Below are 18,844 nucleotides of genomic sequence, written 5' to 3' on the forward strand. Positions count from 1 at the left end.
TCCGCGTCCTGCGCCGACACCGCAACCGCCTCGGGCCGCTCGGTCTTCTCCGCCGTCTTGATCCACTGCCGCAGCGTCTCGTGGTTCACACCCAGATCGGCGGCAACGCGCGAGACGGGCCGGCCCGACGAAAGGGCCAACGCCACAGCGTCGGCCCGGAACTCCGCCGAGTACTTGTAGATCCACACCTGAGACTCCTCTCCCTGGATTCAAGATCCAGTGTCGAGGCGTCCACGATCAAGGTGGAGGGCCCGTACGACGCTCCCCCGCGCCCGCTCCTCCCACAGCGGACACTTCCAGGTCAGCAACTGCCGTTTGCTGTGCGACGACGACAGCACGCACATCAGGGAGACCGTGTCCGTGAAGGCGGAGCAGGCCACGCGCGGGAGCACAGCCGATCATCATGACAAGGCGGCACCCGCCCCGCCGGACGGGCGGCGGGATTCGGTTCATCGCCGGTCAGCAACCTGACCAGGATGGACGACTGTTCGGCGCTCGCACCTTCAGCGGCCGGGGATGAACCGAGTGAACGACCTCGTGCAGACCCCTAGGCATACCGACTAGTCGGTACTAGCCTCTGGCCACGCTCCCGGAGCCGGGCCGCCTCGCACCCCAGTCCCACCGCCGCAGGCACCCGGCTTCCGGGGATCCCTGGGAGGAGCCGTATGCCCGCCGCCACGACGCCGTTCGACGCCGACAGACCCGCGCCCGATGCGCCCGCCGCGAATGCCCGCACCCCGCTGGCCCGGCTGTACCGCCGCGAACTTGCGGACTACCCGCCCACCGGCCGCCGTATGGCGTATCTCGCGATCGTGGTCATCACCACTGTCGTCCTGTACTACATGCTGTACATCCAGTACGCGGTGGCGACATCGATCATCACGCATTTCGGCATGACGTACCGCTACTTCATCTGGGTCTCGGTGATCGGCAACGCGATCGGGGCCTTCGCCTCGCTCGTGGCCGGCCTGGCCGACCGCTGGGGCCGGGCGAATCTGGTGGTCTACGGGCTGCTGATCGCCGCGCTGCTGGTCTTCTTCGGGCTGCCGAACGCGGCCGACAAGACCGCCTATCTGGTGCTCTTCGCGCTCGTCAGCTTCATCGAGGGCATCGTGCTGGTCGCCACCCCCGCGCTGATCAGGGACTTCTCCCCGCAGCTCGGCCGGGCCACCGCGATGGGGTACTGGACGATGGGCCCGGTCATCGGCTCCCTGGTGGTCACCACCGTCACCAGCAACACCCTGGACAGCGCCACCTGGCAGGACGAACTGCGTTATTCGGCGATCGCCGGGTTCGTCGTCTTCATCGCCGCACTCTTCGCGCTGCGCGAGCTGTCCCCGGCGCTGCGCGACCAGATCATGGTGACGCTGCGGGACCGGGCGCTGGTCGAGGCGCGCGCCAAGGGGCTGGACACCGAGGCGCTACGGCGTGGCGAGTGGCGGCAGATGATGCGCCTGGACGTGCTGGGCTCGGCCTTCGCCATCGCCGTGTTCCTGCTGCTCTACTACGCGGCGGTCGGCAACTTCGTCGTCTACTTCGCGACCGTCTTCGGCTACAGCGAGCAGCGCACCAACGCGCTGGCCAACTGGTACTGGGCGGCGAACGCCATCGCCCTGGTCCTGGCCGGACTGCTCTCGGACCGGCTGAAGGTGCGCAAGCCCTTCATGATCGCCGGCGCGGTCGGCTCCGCCGTGATGACCGCAGTCTTCGCCACCCGCGCCACCCACCTGACGACCGGCTACTACACCTTCGCCTGGCTGTTCGTCGGCATCGGCGTCTTCAGCGGCATCGCCTACGCGCCCTGGATGGCGAGCTTCACCGAGACGGTCGAGAAGCACAACCCGGCGGCGACCGCGGCAGGTCTGGCGGTGTGGGGCTGGACGGTGCGCATCGTGGTGGCCGTCTCCGCAGCCTTCATCCCGGTACTGGTCACCTCCGCGACCCCGCTCGTGGAACACGGCGCCGAGGTCAAGGCCGCCTCGGCACAGGCGGCACCCGCACTCGCCATCATCAACGCGCACCCGCAGCTCTTCGCCGAACTGAACAAGTACACCCCCACCGCCGTCCCGTCCGCGCTGAGCGCCCGCGCCGTCCAGGAAGTCGGCACGAAGGACCTCGCTGTCGTGCACAAGGCGGCGCCGCAGCTCGAAGTACTGCAGAAATACGGCGCCGACGTCCAGAAAGCAACGAAGAACGGCCCAGGCCAATGGCGCACCTGGTGGTGGATCTGCGTCGCCGGCCAGGCACTCTTCCTGCCCTTCGTCTTCGTGATGGCAGGCCGCTGGAACCCGAAGAAAGCACGCACGGACGCCGAAGCACACCAGGCCGCCGTCAACCGCGAACTGGCCGCCCTCACCGCCGCCGAACAGTAACCAGACAGGGAACCGGCCGCCCCTGGAAGGGGCGGCCGGACGCGGGGGACGGGACATCACACGCAGCGGGACACCGGGCAGACGGCGGGACGTCGGACATGCGACTGCGACTGCGACTGCGACTGCGACAAGATGCGATCCGCCGGACGCCGTCCGAAGGCGCACATCAATGGCCGCATGCAGCAAGGTCACGAGCTGAGGTGTTGCGGCTCCGTCTCGCAGAAGGCCTTCTCGCCTCTGAACTCCGGCAGCACCGAGGGCAGTTGAACATGGACCGGCTCGACCGGCTCAGGATCCTGCCGCCGACGGCCGAACGCACAGGTCAGCCCAGCGACGCCGTCGCCGCACGTAGGTCTTCCAGGGCCGCCAGCGCATGCGGCGCGAGCCCTCCCGCGTCATCACGATCACATTCCGACCACCGGGCATAGCCCCGCTTGAACGCGAGAACCCCCAGCTCACCCGCCAGATGTGCGGTCGGGTCGGGGACGCCCCTGTCGATGAGCGCGGCTGTCATGGCGGCCGCGAGACCGACGCTCTTGAGGGTGTCACGCTCCTGAAGTTCGGTGCTGGCTGCCACGGCCGCCCTGATGCGGGGGCCGAGTTCACGGTTCGCAGGCCCCATGGCGCCCGATGCGCGTTCGAGACCGGCCGCCACCGCCTGGAGCGGGCTGGCGCCCGCAGGCGCCTCGGCGATGCCGTCGGCGAGCAGCCTGCTGAGCGTTTCCTGGCCGGCGACCAGCAGTTCGCGCTTGTCGGAGAAGTGCCGGAAGAAGGTGCTCTTGGTGACGCCGGCGCGCTCGGCGATCTGCGCCACCGTGGTGGCGTCGTATCCCTGCTCGGTGAACAGGTCGACGGCCGCAACGACGAGTCGCTGGGTCGCCCCTGGTTGCCATCTAGCCATGAGACCAGGATAGGTGATGGGACACCTGTCCCGTCACCGTGTAGGGTCAGTGATGGGACAGAAGTCCCATCACTTTCAGGGAGAGCTCATGCATGTCTTCGTCACCGGCGGTACCGGCACCATCGGCTCCGCCGTCGTTGCCGAACTGCTCGGCAACGGCCACACCGTTCTCGCACTGGCCCGTTCGGACGGCTCCGCGCAGGCCCTTGAGAGCGCTGGTGCCACGGTGCTGCGGGGAGATCTGGCGGACCTCCACGTCCTGCGGTCCGGCGCCGCACAGTCCGACGGCGTGATCAACCTGGCTTTCGGCCGCGACTACAGCAGTCCCGATGCGCTCGCGCAGGCCATCGCCCAGGAGAGCGCCGCCCTCGCCGCGCTGGGGCAGGAACTCATCAAGAGCGACCGCCCGGTCGTCACCGTCTCGGGTACGCCCTGGGTGCCGGGACGCGCCTCCACCGAGACCGATCCGCTGCCGACCGACGGACCGGTGGCCGGCCGGGGCCGTTCGGTCACGGCGCTGCTGGATCTCGCCTCGCGCGGTCTGCGCAGCGCGGCTGTCCGGATGCCGCGCACCGTCCACAACGAGGGCCAGGGCGGATTCGCCGGCCTGCTGGTCGACGCAGCGCGCCGCACCGGAGTGTCCGGTTACCCCGGCGACGGCACCCAGCGCTGGCCGGCCGTGCATGCGCTCGACGCGGCGGTCCTGTTCCGCCTGGTCCTCGAGTCGGCACCGGCAGGAACGTCATGGCACGCCGTCGCCGACGAGGGCGACGCGGTACGGGACATCGCGACAGTCATCGGCCGGCGGCTGGGCCTGCCGACCGAGGAGGTCCCGCAGGAGAACTTCGGCCCGTTCGGCCCGATCTTCGCCATGGACCAGCCGGCCTCAAGCGCCCACACCCGCGAAGCCCTCGGCTGGCAGCCGACACGCTCCAGCCTCCTCGAAGACCTGGAAAACATCCAGCCCTGACGCCCGCCCGTCCGACAAAAGCCGTCCAGGGTCCATCGACCACGACTACGGCATGCTCGTCGCAGCGCACGGCAATGCCGCGGCTCTCCCCGAGAGACCGCCCGGACAGCGGATGTCACCTCTCGGAGGCCAGGCACGTCCAAGAAGCGAACACTCAACCGTCGTTCTCTCGAAGAAGGAGACCTTCGTGTTCGCCGCCTACGACGTGGTCACCCTTCTCACCTCGGCCGTCAACGGTTCGGCCGCCATCGCCAACTCCGCCGGCCATGGATATCCCAAAAGCCAAGCGGACAAGTCGCACGTGCCCTGATCCTGGATGCGCTCGCTGGGGGCGCTGCTTGCAGCGGGCGCGCTGGGGCTGCCGGCCGGGTTTGCCGTACCAGTGCTGGGCGCGCTCGCCGCCGGTCTCACGCTGTACTTCGTCGGTGCATACTGCGCCCACATGCGCGTCCAGGACCGCCAACTGGGCCCGTGGGCCGTGTTCTTCTGGCTGGCGGCGGCCGCCTCGGCCGTGAACTTGGCTTACGACGGTTCTCTGTGACCTCGAATCTCACGGAGGCTTTGGTGTAGATCCCTTCATTGCCGTACCTCGATGAGCACGCGACGGACATCGCCGCGGAGACCGACGAGGTCTGGCGCGGACTGGTCGAGACACTGGACCGGTCCTTCTCACGCCCCGGGTGGGCCGCGTACACAAGGCTGGTGGGATGCGGCGACTGCGCGGCATCCGGGCCACGTCCTCTTGCCGAAGGCTCGACGTTCCCCGGCTGGCGGGTGGTCGCCGCGGTCCCGGGACGAGAGCTGGCCCTCCAGGGACGCCATCGTTTTTCGTCCTACGCCCTGGCCTTCCGCATGACCGCATCGGTCCGGGACGATCACGGCTACGTGCCGAAAGCCGGGCCGCCCTTCCCGGTCTGGCCGGCGGCCTCTACCGACTGCTGGTCATGGGAACGGGCGGGCACGTGGTCGGCATGCGACGCCTTCTCTCAGCAATCCGCCGCCGATCCGGGTAGCGAACACAATCACAGGCCAGTCCCCCCTTCAGACAAACTGCACCCAAAGAAGACCTCTCCGCCCATGACCGCCAGGGCATCCGCCGCGGAGCGAAGAAGAGGCGTGCTCAGATTCCTTGCCTTCCACTGATCTGCCGTCATCCGCCAGATGACATCAACCCCCACTTCGCCAGGAGCGACGGGCCCTTCAGGTGCTTCTACGCGCTCAACCTCGATGAACCCCAAGCGGCGGGCGACGGCTCCGCTGGCAGGGTTGGCGGCATCATGATGGATCTCGATGCGGTCGATGCCTGCCAGCTGGAAGCCCTGGCGGACAAGAGCCGCAGCGGCCATCGTCGCCAGACCCCGTCCGGTCCATTGAGGGTGAAGCCAGTAGCCGATTTCGAGGCCGCCCGCTCCGATGCGGCGCATGAGGCCACAGCTGCCAATCACCGCGGCATCCGATGTGATCGCATAGCCGAAGGCTTGCCGGGCCTCCCACTCCTCCTGGTTCCGGGCGAGGAAGTCAGAGGTTGGCTGTCTGCCAGGGTCGGCCGCCCAAGGCATCCACGGCACCAGATGGTCCAGCGACTCGTAGATCGCTTGTTCCAAGGCGTCGAGATCCGTCATGCGCCACCGGCGCAGCTCAACCTGATCGGAACTGAGGCATTCGGCAGGCTCTTCCATGCACCGGATGCTCTCGCAGCCCAGCTGAGACCAACAACGCATTATCAGCTGCCCGATACCCGACCAGGCAGGACCGACGCTCCTCAGCCAAGAGCGACGTCATTCCTCGTCGACATCCACGGGGGCCTGAACCTCCCTTGCCTCCCGCACCGATGGACGAACGCTGCTACTCGAAGTGAACGAAGCCACCGCAGAGGCAGGCTCGTCGAGGATGCGCACCCGACCGGCCCCGCCCCCATCCCGCGTCGGCCTGACGCGTAGTTCTGCGGACTGGCTCTGTTCGTCAGATGAGGCGGGCAGCGCGCCACCAGTGGTGCTGGCATCCCGGACCACGGACACGATCCGTCGGCGCCGGATGCGGAGCGAACGCGGTGGACCAGAACGCCCAACACCGTTCGGGGCGTTCGGCTGAGCATGGGTTCTGGCAACAGGACTCACTCCCGCTCAGTCTCTAGGGACGGTTGAACGCGTTCGTCGGGCAGGGTGAGGCGCTGGAGGTGGCCGGTCAGTTCTTCGATCGCCAGGATCATGGCGAACGTGGTGAGGTCTTGGAAGAGCGGGCGCGTCAGGGTGAACAGCCGGCGCAGGTAGGCGGGCGGTTCGTGGACGGGGGCGCCGCAGGTGGTGAGCAGCCGGGCGGACATGCGCATATGGCGGGTCTCGTCGCCGACTTCGGACAGGGCATGGCGGGTTCGCGGGTCAGTGGGGTCTTTGCGCTGGAGGTAGTGGGAGAACAGGTGCAGGTTGCACAGCTCGAAGCGCGCGTGGCGTGGAGCGATGCGGTGGGCCGTGAGCTGTGGTCACATTCGGTGCGCGCGCAGCAGAGCGTGGGAGACACGGTCGGTGAGGGCGGCCGGGGCGCAGCGGGCCAGCGGGGCGAGGGTGGCTGCCGGGCCTACGCGGTAGCGCCGCCGGGGCGAGGTGGCGGTCAGGGCGCGCCGCACCACACGGGCGACGGTCTCAGGACCCGGTGGCTTCATCCATGCCACGAGACCGCGTACGGCGTCGTGGACGCCGGGATGGTGGGCACTGGCGGGAAAGTGTTCGAGGGCGTCGGAGAGCATGGGCGTGTCGATGAAACCGGGTTCGATCAGGGTGACGTGGATGCCGCTGCCGGCCGTCTCCATGCGCAGTGAGTCCGTCAGGGTCTCCAGGGCGTGCTTGCCGGCGCAGTACCAGGCGTTGAAGGGGACGGAGACCAGACCGCCCAGCGAGCTCATCTGGAGGATCCGGCCCTGGCCGCGGCGGCGCATGCCCGGCAGGACGAGTCGCGTCATGCGGGCGGCGCCGATCAGGTTGGTCTCCAGCACCGCGCGGGCGTCGTGTTCGCTGACGTCCTCGACCGCCCCCGCACGGGCGATGCCCGCGTTGTTGACCAGGGCCCAGGCGCCGCCCTCGGTGAGCTCGTCGATCCGGGCGACGGCGTCCTGACAGGAGGCGGGGTCCGTCACATCGAGCATGACCGTGCTCAGCGTCAGGTCCGCCTCGGCCGCTCGTGCCGAGAGCTTCTCAGCCTTCTCCGGATCGCGGGCGGTGGCGATGACGTGGAAGCCATGCGCCGCGAGATCGAGGGCGACGGCGCGTCCGATGCCGCTGGTGGCTCCGGTGACGGCGACGGTTCTCAACAGGTCAGTCCTTTGCGGTGGGAGAGCGGTGGGCAGGGGGCGGTGCACAGGCTGGTGTCAGGTGACCGCGGGCTCCCGTGCCGACGGTGCGGGGGCCGCGGCGCCCATGACGTCCGCGTGCAGTTCTGTCAGGGACGCGGTCAGGAGGTCCGCCATGCCTTCGGCGCGGTCGACCCAGGCCCGGAAGACGGCCTGGATCGTGATGGTGTCCGGCCCTTGGACGACGACGAAGCCCGCGTCGTTCTTCGGAGGGCGTGCCGGTACGCACAGCAGCTCTTCCGCGTCCATGGCTGACGGATCCCGGGGGGAGGGAATGAGAGTCATACCGGTGCCGGAGCGTTGAAGGCGGGAAGTGCATTGCGCGAGGATCCATCCCCAGGCACCGGGGGCGCGGAGCAGTTTCGCGTAGAGCGCGCGGAAGGCACCGAGTACGCGGTAGTCGGTGCGCTCGACGATCAGTTGCAGTCGGCGTCGGGGGGAGGGCTCCGCGCAGGGCAGCATGACGCCGAAGACGCCCACATGCGATCCCAGGGATCGCGTCTCCCGGGGACCGCGCACGCTCATCACGAAGCCGGTCGCCAGTCCCCTGCGCTGCCTACGGCCGAGAGTGGGACCTGACCAGTGCTGCGGCGCCCAGTCCCGCAGGGCTCCGCAGATCACGGCGAGGCAGATCTGGGCGGGCGCGGCACCTGTACGGGCGGTGATCTCATCGAACAGGGCCCGGTCGAGGACGACTTGGCCGCTCTGCCAGTCCGTACCGGCGCGGCGAGCGGGTGGCAGCCAGCGTGCGCAGGGCAGGAGCAGGGCTGGGAGGGCCTGGCGCAGGCCCTGCGCCAGGGTGCGCACGTCGGAGTACACCGAGCGGTGTACCGGACGGCAGGGTCCGGCGAGCGGCACGCTTCCGCCGAAGAACAGGGCGCTGGCGGTCAGGGATGTGGCGATGCCGTCCTGGAGGACGTGCGACACCCGGTAGCCGATCAGGTACTCGTCCTCGCAGTAGCCGCTGATGATCAGCACACTCCACGGCGGTCGTCCGGCCGGCCACGCGCGTTCGGTGATCTCCTGGACGCAGGACATCAGGGAACGGCCTGCGGGAAACCGGAGTTCCTCGACGTGGTCACGCCAGTCGACCTCGCACGGCTCGAAGTGGGGACGCCACCGGCTCCCGCCGATGCGGTAGCCCAGTACGGGGATCCGGCCGGTGACACCGTCGAGCAGCCCTGCAAGGTCGTCGGCCGTGGGTGGCCGGCCCCGCCGGCGCAGCGCGACGATCCCGTCCCAGTCCTCTCGGCGCTGCAGGTGGAGGAACTTGTCCGCCACGTTGAACGGGACCACATCTCCTGCGGACGGCCGCCGTCTGCCGCCGAACATGCAGATCACCTCCACCACATCTGGATAACTCTCTGTGGCAGTATGTCGCGCAACGTAGTCGTGATCATCACGGACACGGCGGCGGCCGCCGTTCACCGAATGCTCAGATCAACAGCCCACCGTCAGCCGTGTGTTGACAGGCTCCGTAGGGGGACCGTGCCGTGCCGAATGACGCGATGAGACGGGGCCGGTGGCTCTTCCTGGTATGGGGGCTCCTCGCGGTGACGGCCGCACTCGCCATTCCGGCCGGACTTCACCACACCAGGGCGATGTCCCTTCAGGCGCCGGGCAGTTCGTCGGCACACGCCGCCGAACTCATCGAGCGCGGTTTCCCCGCGATCGGCAGCCGGCAGGTGATCCTCGCCTTCGACTCGCGGACCCTCACCGCGGAATCCCGCCCGTACCAGGGCGCGGTGGGCGCCTCCGTCAAGGCCATCGGGTCGGCGCCGGGCATCGGTCAGGTGATGCCCGTTCCGGCCCCGCCGGGCCTCGACCCGCACCACACCTACCTGATGGCCGGGGTGGACAAGGGCGCGGACACCGGGCGGCTCGTTCCCGTGTGGCAGGACCGTGTTCAACGCGCCGCCGTCCCCGCCTCGTCGGGCCGGGTCGCGGTGGCGGTGACCGGATTTCCGCCGGTGGCCGCCGAGTTGCAGCGGGCCGACCTCGCGGATCTACGGATGGTGGAGGCGGTGACCCTCCCCGTGGCCTTGACGGTGTTAGCCGTGGGACTTGGGTCGGCGGGCTCGGCCGTGGTGCTGCTCGCGACCGCCGCGTTCGGTGTCCTGCTCGGTGCCGGGGCCGTTGCTGCTCTGGGGTTCGTGCTCGCGGTCGACGGCACGTCGTTGACGGCCGTCAGCACCGTCGGCGTCGCCCTCGGGCTGGACTACTCGCTGCTGGTCCTGCTGCGCTACCGCCGCTTCCGTCAGGACGGCGACGCCCCACACGCCGCCGCGCGAGCCGCCCAAGCCTCCGCGGGCCGGGCGGTCCTGTGGTGCGCCGGCGCGGTGGTGCTGACGTGCGCGGGACTGCTGACCGTACCGCTGGGCTTCGTTCGGACGGTGGCGGTCGCGGCAGCGCTGGCCGCGGTCGCAGCGGCAACGGTGGCGGTGACCGTGCTGCCCGTCGTACTGCCTCGTCTCGATCCTCTGCTGGAGCGGGGCCGGCTGCGTACCGACCGCGGGCCAAGTGCCCGCGCGGGCCTCGGGGAACGCTTCACGCGGCACCTGATGCGGCGCCCGTGGCCGTATCTGCTGGGAGCTTTGGCCGTAGTGACGTTCGCCGCCGCACCGGCCGGAAACCTGCGCCTGGGACTCGAGCTGGACCGTGCCGCCATCGCCCACACGGCAGCGGGCCGCGGACTGGAGCAGCTCGAAGGCGACGGACTGGCGAACGTCACCTTCCTCGCCCTCCCGCACCGCCCGGGAGCCGGGCCCGTGGACACCACGCTCCTGGCCGATGCCCTGCGCTCCGACCGCCGTATCAGCGGCTTCGGCGCGCTCGACAACGAGCGGGACCTGACCGTCGCCGCCGTCACCGACCGGGTCCGCGCCGACAGTCCCGCCTCCAACCGCCTGGTCAAGGACCTGCGCGCCACCGCCGCGCGGATGCTGCCACCTGGGCAGCAGGTCTACTCCGGCGGCCCGGCGGCTGCGCTGGCGGACCTGCGTACTGCTGCCTTCGACGCGGCGCCGCCGGTCGCCGCGCTCGTGGCCGCGGGCTCCTTGCTGCTGATGCTCGGGGCCTTCCGCAGCGTCGTCCTGCCCCTGAAGGCGCTGGCGATGAACGTCCTGTCCACCGCGGCGGCGTTCGGCCTGCTGGCCTGGACGACCGTGCACACCGGCCAGAGCGTCAACATCGCGGTCCCTCTCCTGGCGTTGACCGTCGTTTTCGGGCTCTCGCTGGACTACGAGGTCTTCCTCGTGCACCGCATCACCGAGCACTACCGGGCCGGCGGCGACCACCGTGAGGCCGTGGCCTCCGGCATGCGCGACGCCGCCCGCCCCATCACCGTCGCCGCAGCGGTCATGGCGACGGTGTTCGCCGGGCTGATGGCCACCCACCGCCAGGACTTCCAGCAGATGGGCTTCCTCGTGGCGACCGCCGTCCTGCTGGACGCCACGCTGATCCGGCTGGTCGTCGTACCCGCCCTGATGCGGCTGCTCGGCCACCGCAACTGGTGGATGCCCCGCTTCCTGCACCGCCTGGTCCCGCCCGTCGCCACGCATTCGGTGCTGCCTTCACAGCGCCCCGCCGGGCCCGCAGCCCGCGCCACCGAAACAGCAACCTCCCGCCGTCAAGGACACCGTTCATGAAGCCATCACCCCCGCGCCACCGCGCCACCGCCGCCGTGCTCGCCCTGGCCGCCATCGTGGCCGGTCAGTCGACCACCGCGACCGCCGCCGCACGCACGGTGCTGACCTGTCACGTCGCCACGACCGCCGACCGCCCCATCACCTTCAGCCCGCCGCTGAGCACCCGGACCCGGCCCACCAGGGTCACCGGCACCTTCCGCGTCACCGCATGCACCTCGCCCGACCATTCGGCGAACGGCCTGCGTTCCGCCGTCGCCACCATGAACGGCAGCGGGCAGGCCGGCTGCTCCGGCGGCTCCGACATCACCGGCACGGTCACCGTCGTCTGGTACGACGCCGCCGGCAAGCGCGCCGGCACCTCGGTCGTCGTCCCCAACCAGCGCGCGGTCAACAGCTACAACCCCTCCGACGCGCTCCTGGGCGGCACCGTCACCCGCGGCCCGCTCGCCGGAACCTCCATGACCGGGAGCGCCACCCCCACCAGCGACGTGACCTCCTGCATCACCCGCGGCCTCGCCACGGTCCGCGGCGCGGGAACGGTCACCTTCCGCCGATGAGCACTCCCGCCCCGCGCCACAGCACCGTCCGCCACGTCGCCGTTCACATCCCCGACCAGCGCCAGACCGGCACCGAGATCGAGGACGAGGTCCGCGCACGCAACCCCCGACTCCGCGTGCTGCCCGGCCTGCTCCAGACGATGTACGGCTTCCGGGAGCGGCGCGTCGCCCCCGCCGGCACCCTGCCCTCCGACCTCGCCGCAGCCGCCGCCCGCCGCACCCTGGACGAGGCGGGTCTCACCCCCGGCGACGTCGACCTGCTGTTGTTCGCCTCCGTCGGCGAGGACCTCGAAGAACCTGCGACAGCCCACGTCGTAGCGGACAAACTCGGCGTCGACGCACCGGTCTTCGACATCCAGAACGCCTGCAACGGCTTCCTCAACGCCATGGAGACTGCCGACGCACTCATCCGCACCGGCGCCTACGACAGAGTTCTGATCACCACCGGCGAGCGCGGCACCGTCCACACCCGCCAACCGGTACAGGACCGGGACGAGTTCGCGTATCTCCTGCCCGCGCTCACCCTGGGCGACCTCGGGGCGGCCATGCTGCTGGAGGCGAGCGACCGGCCCGGCCTGCTCGCCTCCCGCTTCTTCGCCAACTCGGCCGCGTGGCCCGCGGCGACGGCCACGAATCCTCACTACACCCCCGATGACCCACGACTGGTCGTCCGTATCGACTCGCACGCTCTGGCGGCCGCTTTCGACGGTATGGCCGCACGGTGCGGCGATTTTCTGCACTCGCTGAACCGCAAGCCCGGAGACCTCGACCTGGTCTGTGTCCACCAGGCATCTGTGCCCTTCACCAGCCAGATTCTCGCTGCCCTGGACATCGACGAGGACAAGGCCGTGGCGACCTTCCCCCGCTACGGCAACGTCGCCACCGCCACCCTGCCCCTGCAACTCGCCGAAGCCTCCAGCACCGGCCGTCTGCGGCCCGGAAACCTGGTGGCCCTGTACGGCCTCGCGAGCGGAGCCTCCGCCGGAACCCTCCTCCTCACCTGGCACCCCCAGGCCCCCTTGCCCGCACCGGCACCCGCACCCGCACCCGCACCCGCACCCGCACCCGCACCCGCACCCGCCAACTGACCACGCGCGACCGCGAGAAGACACCTCCGAGCCCCAGAGAGACGGTCCTCATGAGCCCCACCGGCGACTCCTACAGCACCTTGTCCAACGCCCTGACCTCCTCCTTCAACGTCCCCGAGGACGAGATCACCCCGCAGGCCACGCTCCAGGACCTGCAGCTCGACTCCCTCGCACAGGCCGAACTCCTCGTGATCCTGCAGCAGGACTTCGGCATCCAGGTCGACATCAGCGGCGGGCACGTGACCCGCAAGTCCACCCTCGGTGAACTCGCCGCCGCCCTCGATGAACTGCGGGCAGCCGGAGCCGGGGCCCGATGAGGCCGGCCCCGTCTCCGGTCGCCGTCACCGGCCTCGGCCTCCTCACCCCCGCGGGTGAAGGGGCCGAGGCGGCCTGGCGGGCCGTGCTCGCGGGCCGCTGCCTCGCCGCCCGCGATCCGGTCCTCACCGGCCTCCCCGTCGACTTCTCCTGCCGTGTCCCCCTCGACGACAAGGAGCTCGACCGGCGCGTCGGCCGCAAGTCCTGGCGCATGGGCCGCCCGGCCAAGTTCGCGGTCCTCGCCGCCCGGGAAGCCGTACACGACGCCGGACTCACTCCAGCCGACTGGGACTCGACCCGCGTGGCCGTTGTCATCGGCTGCGGCATGGGCGGTCTGGAGGAGGTGGAAGCCCAGCACCTACGGCTGGAACAACACGGCGCCCACCAGGTCTCCGCCCTCGCCATCCCGAAGATCATCCCGAACCTCGCGGCCGGTGAGGTAGCCATCGACCTCGACGCCCGCGGCATCAGCCTCGCCCCCGCGACTGCCTGCGCCTCCGGCGCCACCGCCATCGCCACGGCCCGCGACCTGCTCAGCACGGGCCTGTGCGACATCGCCGTCGCCGGCGGCACCGAAGCCGCCGTCTCCCGCCTCGCCACGGCCGGCTTCTGGCGCATGGGCGCACTCTCCGAACGCACCCACGCCCCCGCCGAAGCCTCCCGGCCCTTCGCCGCGGACCGCGACGGCTTCGTCATGGCCGAAGGCGCCGGCGTCCTCGTCCTGGAGCGCGCCGCGGACGCCGCCGCCCGCGGCGCCCGCCCCCGCTCCCTGCTCACCGGGTGCGGCAGCAGCACGGACGCCCATCACCCCACCGCACCGCCCGAAGGAGCTACCGGCGCCGAAGCGGCCCTTCACGCAGCACTCGCCGAGGCCGGGATCAGCCCGTACGACGTCGACCATGTCAACGCCCACGGCACCTCCACCCCTCTCAACGACACCACTGAGGCCGCGCTGATCTCCCGTGTCCTCCCCCACCGACCCAGCATCACCGCCCCCAAAGGCGTCCTCGGCCACACCCTCGGCGCCGCCGGAGCGATCGAGGCGGCGCTGACCGTACTGACCATCCAGCACCGCCGCATCCCGCCCATCGCCAACCTCCAAGCCCCCGCACCCGAGTTCGACCTCGACTGCGTCACCAAACAACCCCGTACTCAGGACATCCACGCCGCGCTCAGCCACTCCTTCGGCTTCGGCGGCCACAATGTCGTCCTCACCCTGCAACGACCCTGACCACGAACGCGACCTGCGCATGCGACCGGCCCCCGCAACCCAAGGCGGAGCAGTCCAAGACGGAGCAATCCAGGGCGGACGGCCGCAAGAACCGAGTCGGTCAGGCCCATGTGCGCACCACCTGTCCCACGAACGGACACACAGACCAGCGAACGCGGCAGCCAACGCCACGGCCCGGCCCGGCCCGGCCCACGAGATCAGGGACGAGGACATCGAGCGGTTGTCCTCGCTCAAGCACAAGAACCTCAACTGCCCGGGCCGCTACAGCTTCACCGTCTCCCGGCCGGTCCACGGGCTGCGGCCCCTACGCGGCTCGGACACCGCCGACCTCGACGATGACGACGATGCAGAGGACTGAGCCGGCCCGGGACCGGTCAGTCGTGAGCGACGCGGGTGCTTCCGGCCTCGCCATGGAGGCCGGGGACACCATCAGCGAGGCAGGGTGACGAGCCCCGTCTCATAGGCGGTAATGACGAGCTGGACCCGGTCCCGGGCGCCCAGTTTGGTGAGCAGCCGTGAAACATGCGACTTGGCGGTGGCCACCGTGATGAAGAGGTCCTCGGCGATCTCGGCGTTCGACCTGCCGCGTCCGACCAGGGTCAGCACTTCCCGTTCCCGCTCGGTGATGCCCTCGACCGGCCCTGGGGAGCGCTCCGGGACAGCCGCGGGCCGCCCGATGAAGTCCGCGATCAGACGGCGCGTCACACCCGGCGCGATCAGCGCGTCACCGGCGGCGACCACGCGGATCGCCGCGAGGATGTCGTCCAGCGCCATGTCCTTGACCACGAAGCCGCTCGCGCCGGCCCTGAGCGCGCCGTAGACATGGTCGTCCTCGTCGAAGGTGGTCAGGACGAGGACGCGTGTGGTTGTCGAACCGGCGGTGATCAGGCGGGTGGCCTCGATCCCGTCCATGCCGGGCATCCGGATGTCCATGACCACGACGTCGGGGCCGGCGTCCCTGACCAGTTGGACGGCCTCAGCGCCAGTGGCGGCCTCGCCGACGACCTCCAGATCGGGGTGATCGGCCATAATGACGCGTAGACCGGACCGAACCAACGGCTGGTCGTCGGCGAGCACCACACGGACGCTCATCGGACCTCCACCGGAACCCCGGCGGACGCGCGCAGCGGCAGCCGGGCCGCCACCCGGAAGCCGCCCTCAGGGCGCGGCCCGATGCTGAGGTGGCCGCCCAGCAGACCGACTCGTTCCCGCATCCCGATGAGGCCGAAGCCGTGGGCCGAGCCGTCCTCGGTGGCGCCGCGCCCGTTGTCGACGACCTCCAGGGACAGCTCCTCGTCTCTGTAGTCGATGGCCACCCGACAGCGCTCGGTGCCCGCGTGTCGGACCACGTTGGTCAGCGCCTCCTGCACGATGCGGTAGGCGGACAGGCCGATGTCGGCCGGCACGGCACGCTGCTCCCCGGTGCAGGACACGTCGACGCGTACCCCTGCGCCCGCGGTCGCTGTCGCCAACCGTTCGATGTCCGCCAGCCCCGGCGTGGGTGCGAGCGGTGACGGCTCCGAGGCGGTCGCGCCTCGGTCGGCCTGACGGAGCGACACCAGCGTGCGCCGCAGTCCCGACAGGGTCTCTCTGCTGGTGGCCTCGATGGCACGCAGGGCCTCGCGCGCCTCGGCCGGCTGGGTCTGGATGACCCGGCTGCCCACACCGGCCTGGATCGCGATGATGCCGATGCTGTGCGCGACCATGTCGTGCAACTCCCGTGCGATCAGCAGCCGTTCGGCGGTCACTGCCTCGGCCACCTCCTGTGCCCGCAGCGCCACCGCGTGCTCGCGACGCTCGCGACCCAGCAGACCGGCCATGCAGGATGCGGCCAACGCCGGGAGGGCGACAACCCCGATGACGGCCAGACTGTCCCCGTGCGCGAAGATGCCGATCACCAGGAGTTGCACCGTGAAAGACACGGCCACAGCAACAGTCGAAGCGCGCCGTGCGCAAGTGGCGACGATGAAGCCCAGAACGAGATCCACCGCTAGATACGACAGGAACTGGCCCTGATATGACGCCGCCCGGCTCTCATGGGCGGAACTCGGAGGGCCCATTACCACAGCCGTGGATCCGAAGAGTGCCATGGCCAGAGCCAGCAGCGGCATCCGTCGCACCACACCGACGAGCAGGCTCACGGCCAGCAGCGCCCCGACACCGTGGACCGTGCCCGATGCCCGCGGTGCGGCCCCCACCAGCAGACCCACCACGAGGAGGTAGGAGGCACCCCCCGCCCAGGCAACGGCCTTGGTCCTCGTCATCGGCGGTGCCCCCTCCCGGGGACAAGGCCGAGGTGCGCGAGGCGCGCAGGGAACGGAATGGTCGTCATGGGGTTCACTCCGCGAGACTAACCGGACCACCAGCAGCGCGGCATCAGCCCGGGGACGTACGCCCACGGTTCAATCCGGCCGCGTGATTGCCGCCCACGGCCCCATGCCCGCACGGGGCTTCTCTCGGCAGTGTGGGGGCCGTGATCGAAGTCAGCGAACTCACCAAGCGCTACGGCAGCAAGACGGCCGTCGACCATCTGTCCTTCACCGTGCGGCCGGGCCAGGTCACCGGATTCCTCGGCCCCAACGGAGCCGGCAAGTCCACCACCCTGCGGATGATCCTCGGCCTGGACGCGCCCACCACCGGCTCCGCCACCCTCAGCGGAGTCCCGTTCCACAGCCACCCACGCGGACTGCGGCACGTCGGTGCCCTCCTCGACGCCGGACAGGTTCACGGTGGACGTACCGCTGCGGTCCACCTGTCCGCTCTGGCCCGCAGCAACGGCATCCCGCGGCGCCGGGTGGGCGAGGTGCTTCATGAGGTGGGGCTGGCCGAGGTGGCAGACCGCCGCATCGGCGGATTCTCCCTCGGTATGAAGCAGCGCCTCGGCATCGCCGCCGCCTTGCTCGGCGACCCGCCCGTGCTCATGTTCGACGAGCCGATCAACGGCATGGACCCAGAGGGCGTCCTGTGGGTGCGCCGGCTCTTCCGGCGCCTGGCCGCCGAGGGGCGCACGGTCTTCCTCTCCAGCCACCTGATGTCGGAGATGGAGAACACCGCCGACCAGCTGGTCGTCATCGGCCGGGGCCGCCTCATCGCCGCCGAGTCGGTACGGGACTTCGCGGCCCGTAGCACCCGTAGCAGCGTTGTGGTGGGGACACCTCAGGCCGCCGAGCTGGCAGCCGTGCTGACCGCGGCCGGCGCCTCGGTCGAGTCGGAGGGCTCGACCGGCGTGGAGAAACTCGCCGTGACCGGGTTCCCGGCCGACCGGATCGGGGCGCTCGCCTTCGAGAACGGTATCCAGCTGAACGAGCTGACCACCCGCACCGCCTCACTGGAGGCGGCCTTCATGGAACTCACCGCCGACAGCACCCAATACCAGACAGGACAGCCCCGATGACCACGCTCGCCTCCGCCCCCGGGACCACCCTCGACACCGCGCCGCCCGCCCGCTTTCGCGACCTGCTCGCCGCCGAGTGGATCAAGACACGGTCCCTGCGGTCCACACCCTGGACGATCGCACTCACCCTCCTGTTCGTCATCGGGTCCACCGCCGTGGCCACGCTGGCGGACAAAGCCGCGCCCTCCGGCCCCGCTGACTTCCGGCCCTACGACGCCTATCCGGCGGCCGGCTACTGGACGCTGGTCCTCGTCGCCAGCAGCATGGGCGCCCTCACCGTCGTGAGCGAATACAGCAGCGGGCTGATCCGCACCACCACCGTGGCCGTCCCGGCCCGCGACTCGATCGTGCTGGCCAAGGCGGCCGTCACCGCCGCGCTGTGGACCACGGTCGGCACAGCCGCCTCCGCCGGTTCCTTCCTGGTCTCCCAGGTCATCCTGGACGGGCACCATGCCGACCTTCCGATCACCCATCCCGGTGTGTTCCGGGCGCTGGTGGCATCCGCGTTGCTGGCTCCGGTCTGCGCCCTGGTCGGTCTGGGTCTCGGTGTTCTGCTGCGGCATGCCGCCGGGACCATGGTCACCAGTGTCTTCACCTTGGTGATGCTGCCCCCCATGTTCTCGGAGACCAGCCGCTGGTCGGCGGACATCAAACACGCGCTGGTGTCGGCCGCCTGGAACCGTCTGATCCGAACCTGGGGGCCGGAGCCCGGATCCTTGGGCTACACCGCCACGGTCCCCGGCTCCTGGATCGTGTACACGCTCTGGCCGCTGATCACGGTCACGCTCGCCGTTCTCGTCGTGAAACGCCGCGACGTGTGAGTGTGCTCCCAGGAGCGCGGTTTCCTGTGGCTCGTGGCAGCCTTGATGACGGTCTCTCACAAACCACCGGATGCGAGAGCTCTGCGAGAGCCCCGGAGCCGGGCAGTCCGCTGCGGACGACGACCTGCGAGATCCTGCTCCAATTGGCCGCCAACTGGCGTGCGGCGGCACTGGAACTCGGCGGGTTCGCCCCACCGCGTCCCAC

General features: G+C 70.2%; 20 protein-coding genes and 2 pseudogenes. 14 read left to right on the top strand and 8 right to left on the bottom strand.

Annotated elements, in window-relative coordinates; genetic code table 11:
* A partial coding sequence (locus ACIRR9_RS53205; RefSeq protein WP_403768451.1) for a transposase occupies positions 1–188 on the bottom strand: 188 nt, incomplete at its 3' end.
* 477 nt (positions 189–665) lie between these two features.
* On the opposite strand from ACIRR9_RS53205, the gene ACIRR9_RS53210 reads away from it, so the two are divergent.
* Positions 666–2,372 carry a nitrate/nitrite transporter gene (locus tag ACIRR9_RS53210; RefSeq protein WP_403768454.1) on the top strand — a complete coding sequence of 569 codons (1,707 nt, stop codon included), beginning with the start codon at positions 666–668 and terminating at the stop codon, positions 2,370–2,372.
* Between the two features lie 322 nt (positions 2,373–2,694).
* Here the strand turns inward: ACIRR9_RS53210 and ACIRR9_RS53215 are convergent, their stop codons facing one another.
* Positions 2,695–3,273: a TetR/AcrR family transcriptional regulator gene (locus ACIRR9_RS53215; protein ID WP_403768457.1), complete on the bottom strand. Its 579-nt coding sequence runs from the start codon at positions 3,271–3,273 to the stop codon at positions 2,695–2,697.
* Positions 3,274–3,361: 88 nt separating this feature from the next.
* On the opposite strand from ACIRR9_RS53215, the gene ACIRR9_RS53220 reads away from it, so the two are divergent.
* The 4 genes and pseudogenes from ACIRR9_RS53220 (at position 3,362) to ACIRR9_RS53235 (ending at position 5,256) form a co-directional block, all read left to right on the top strand.
* On the top strand, positions 3,362–4,243 hold the full coding sequence (locus tag ACIRR9_RS53220) for an SDR family oxidoreductase (protein WP_403768460.1): 882 nt from the start codon (positions 3,362–3,364) through the stop codon (positions 4,241–4,243).
* Positions 4,244–4,430: 187 nt separating this feature from the next.
* A complete protein-coding gene (locus ACIRR9_RS53225; RefSeq protein ID WP_403768463.1) occupies positions 4,431–4,553 on the top strand; it encodes a hypothetical protein in 123 nt (40 codons plus the stop codon).
* 6 nt (positions 4,554–4,559) lie between these two features.
* Positions 4,560–4,784 carry a DoxX family protein gene (locus ACIRR9_RS53230; protein WP_403768467.1) on the top strand — a complete coding sequence of 75 codons (225 nt, stop codon included), beginning with the start codon at positions 4,560–4,562 and terminating at the stop codon, positions 4,782–4,784.
* Between the two features lie 29 nt (positions 4,785–4,813).
* Positions 4,814–5,256 (top strand): annotated as a pseudogene (locus ACIRR9_RS53235) (hypothetical protein).
* Positions 5,257–5,265: 9 nt separating this feature from the next.
* On the opposite strand, the gene ACIRR9_RS53240 reads toward ACIRR9_RS53235, so the two are convergent.
* Entirely contained in the window at positions 5,266–5,922 is a 657-nt protein-coding gene (locus ACIRR9_RS53240) for a GNAT family N-acetyltransferase (RefSeq protein WP_403768470.1), read from the bottom strand.
* Positions 5,923–6,245: 323 nt separating this feature from the next.
* Between ACIRR9_RS53240 and ACIRR9_RS53245 the strand changes: the two are divergent.
* Positions 6,246–6,377 (top strand): annotated as a pseudogene (locus ACIRR9_RS53245) (transposase); the annotation flags it as partial.
* Here the strand turns inward: ACIRR9_RS53245 and ACIRR9_RS53250 are convergent.
* Genes ACIRR9_RS53250 through ACIRR9_RS53260 form a run of 3 tightly spaced genes read right to left on the bottom strand, consistent with a single transcriptional unit; the run spans position 6,357 to position 8,918 of the window.
* Positions 6,357–6,701, bottom strand: a complete 345-nt coding sequence (locus tag ACIRR9_RS53250) for a diiron oxygenase (protein ID WP_403768545.1) — start codon at positions 6,699–6,701, stop codon at positions 6,357–6,359. The pseudogene ACIRR9_RS53245 and the gene ACIRR9_RS53250 overlap by 21 nt on opposite strands.
* A 21-nt stretch (positions 6,702–6,722) precedes the next feature.
* The gene (locus ACIRR9_RS53255) at positions 6,723–7,547 is read right to left on the bottom strand and encodes an SDR family oxidoreductase (protein ID WP_403768473.1); all 825 of its coding nucleotides are present in this window, start codon (positions 7,545–7,547) and stop codon (positions 6,723–6,725) included.
* Between the two features lie 57 nt (positions 7,548–7,604).
* Entirely contained in the window at positions 7,605–8,918 is a 1,314-nt protein-coding gene (locus tag ACIRR9_RS53260; protein WP_403768476.1) for a wax ester/triacylglycerol synthase domain-containing protein, read from the bottom strand.
* A gap of 176 nt (positions 8,919–9,094) precedes the next feature.
* On the opposite strand from ACIRR9_RS53260, the gene ACIRR9_RS53265 reads away from it, so the two are divergent.
* The 6 genes from ACIRR9_RS53265 (at position 9,095) to ACIRR9_RS53290 (ending at position 14,782) form a co-directional block, all read left to right on the top strand.
* A complete protein-coding gene (locus ACIRR9_RS53265) occupies positions 9,095–11,233 on the top strand; it encodes an MMPL family transporter (protein WP_403768479.1) in 2,139 nt (712 codons plus the stop codon).
* Positions 11,230–11,790: a hypothetical protein gene (locus ACIRR9_RS53270; protein WP_403768482.1), complete on the top strand. Its 561-nt coding sequence runs from the start codon at positions 11,230–11,232 to the stop codon at positions 11,788–11,790. The genes ACIRR9_RS53265 and ACIRR9_RS53270 overlap by 4 nt, the downstream gene beginning before the upstream one ends.
* Entirely contained in the window at positions 11,787–12,878 is a 1,092-nt protein-coding gene (locus ACIRR9_RS53275; RefSeq protein WP_403768485.1) for a 3-oxoacyl-ACP synthase III family protein, read from the top strand. The genes ACIRR9_RS53270 and ACIRR9_RS53275 overlap by 4 nt, the downstream gene beginning before the upstream one ends.
* Positions 12,879–12,928: 50 nt before the next feature.
* Positions 12,929–13,195 (top strand): acyl carrier protein, encoded by a 267-nt coding sequence (locus ACIRR9_RS53280; protein WP_403768487.1) that lies wholly within the window; start codon positions 12,929–12,931, stop codon positions 13,193–13,195.
* Positions 13,192–14,424 carry a beta-ketoacyl-[acyl-carrier-protein] synthase family protein gene (locus tag ACIRR9_RS53285; RefSeq protein WP_403768490.1) on the top strand — a complete coding sequence of 411 codons (1,233 nt, stop codon included), beginning with the start codon at positions 13,192–13,194 and terminating at the stop codon, positions 14,422–14,424. The genes ACIRR9_RS53280 and ACIRR9_RS53285 overlap by 4 nt, the downstream gene beginning before the upstream one ends.
* A 220-nt stretch (positions 14,425–14,644) precedes the next feature.
* On the top strand, positions 14,645–14,782 hold the full coding sequence (locus tag ACIRR9_RS53290) for a hypothetical protein (protein ID WP_403768551.1): 138 nt from the start codon (positions 14,645–14,647) through the stop codon (positions 14,780–14,782).
* Between the two features lie 71 nt (positions 14,783–14,853).
* Here ACIRR9_RS53290 and ACIRR9_RS53295 read toward each other — a convergent pair whose 3' ends face one another.
* Together ACIRR9_RS53295 and ACIRR9_RS53300 are read right to left on the bottom strand one after the other, a co-directional pair.
* Complete coding sequence (locus tag ACIRR9_RS53295) at positions 14,854–15,516, bottom strand: response regulator (protein ID WP_403768493.1); 663 nt, start codon at positions 15,514–15,516, stop codon at positions 14,854–14,856.
* A complete protein-coding gene (locus ACIRR9_RS53300) occupies positions 15,513–16,688 on the bottom strand; it encodes a sensor histidine kinase (protein ID WP_403768496.1) in 1,176 nt (391 codons plus the stop codon). The genes ACIRR9_RS53295 and ACIRR9_RS53300 overlap by 4 nt, the downstream gene beginning before the upstream one ends.
* Positions 16,689–16,897: 209 nt before the next feature.
* On the opposite strand from ACIRR9_RS53300, the gene ACIRR9_RS53305 reads away from it, so the two are divergent.
* Entirely contained in the window at positions 16,898–17,818 is a 921-nt protein-coding gene (locus ACIRR9_RS53305) for an ABC transporter ATP-binding protein (RefSeq protein WP_403768499.1), read from the top strand.
* Complete coding sequence (locus tag ACIRR9_RS53310; RefSeq protein ID WP_403768502.1) at positions 17,815–18,639, top strand: ABC transporter permease; 825 nt, start codon at positions 17,815–17,817, stop codon at positions 18,637–18,639. The genes ACIRR9_RS53305 and ACIRR9_RS53310 overlap by 4 nt, the downstream gene beginning before the upstream one ends.
* Positions 18,640–18,844: the final 205 nt, after the last annotated feature.

The sequence above is a fragment of the Streptomyces sp. NPDC101234 genome, from assembly GCF_044767525.1.
Lineage (GTDB): Bacteria > Actinomycetota > Actinomycetes > Streptomycetales > Streptomycetaceae > Streptomyces > Streptomyces sasae.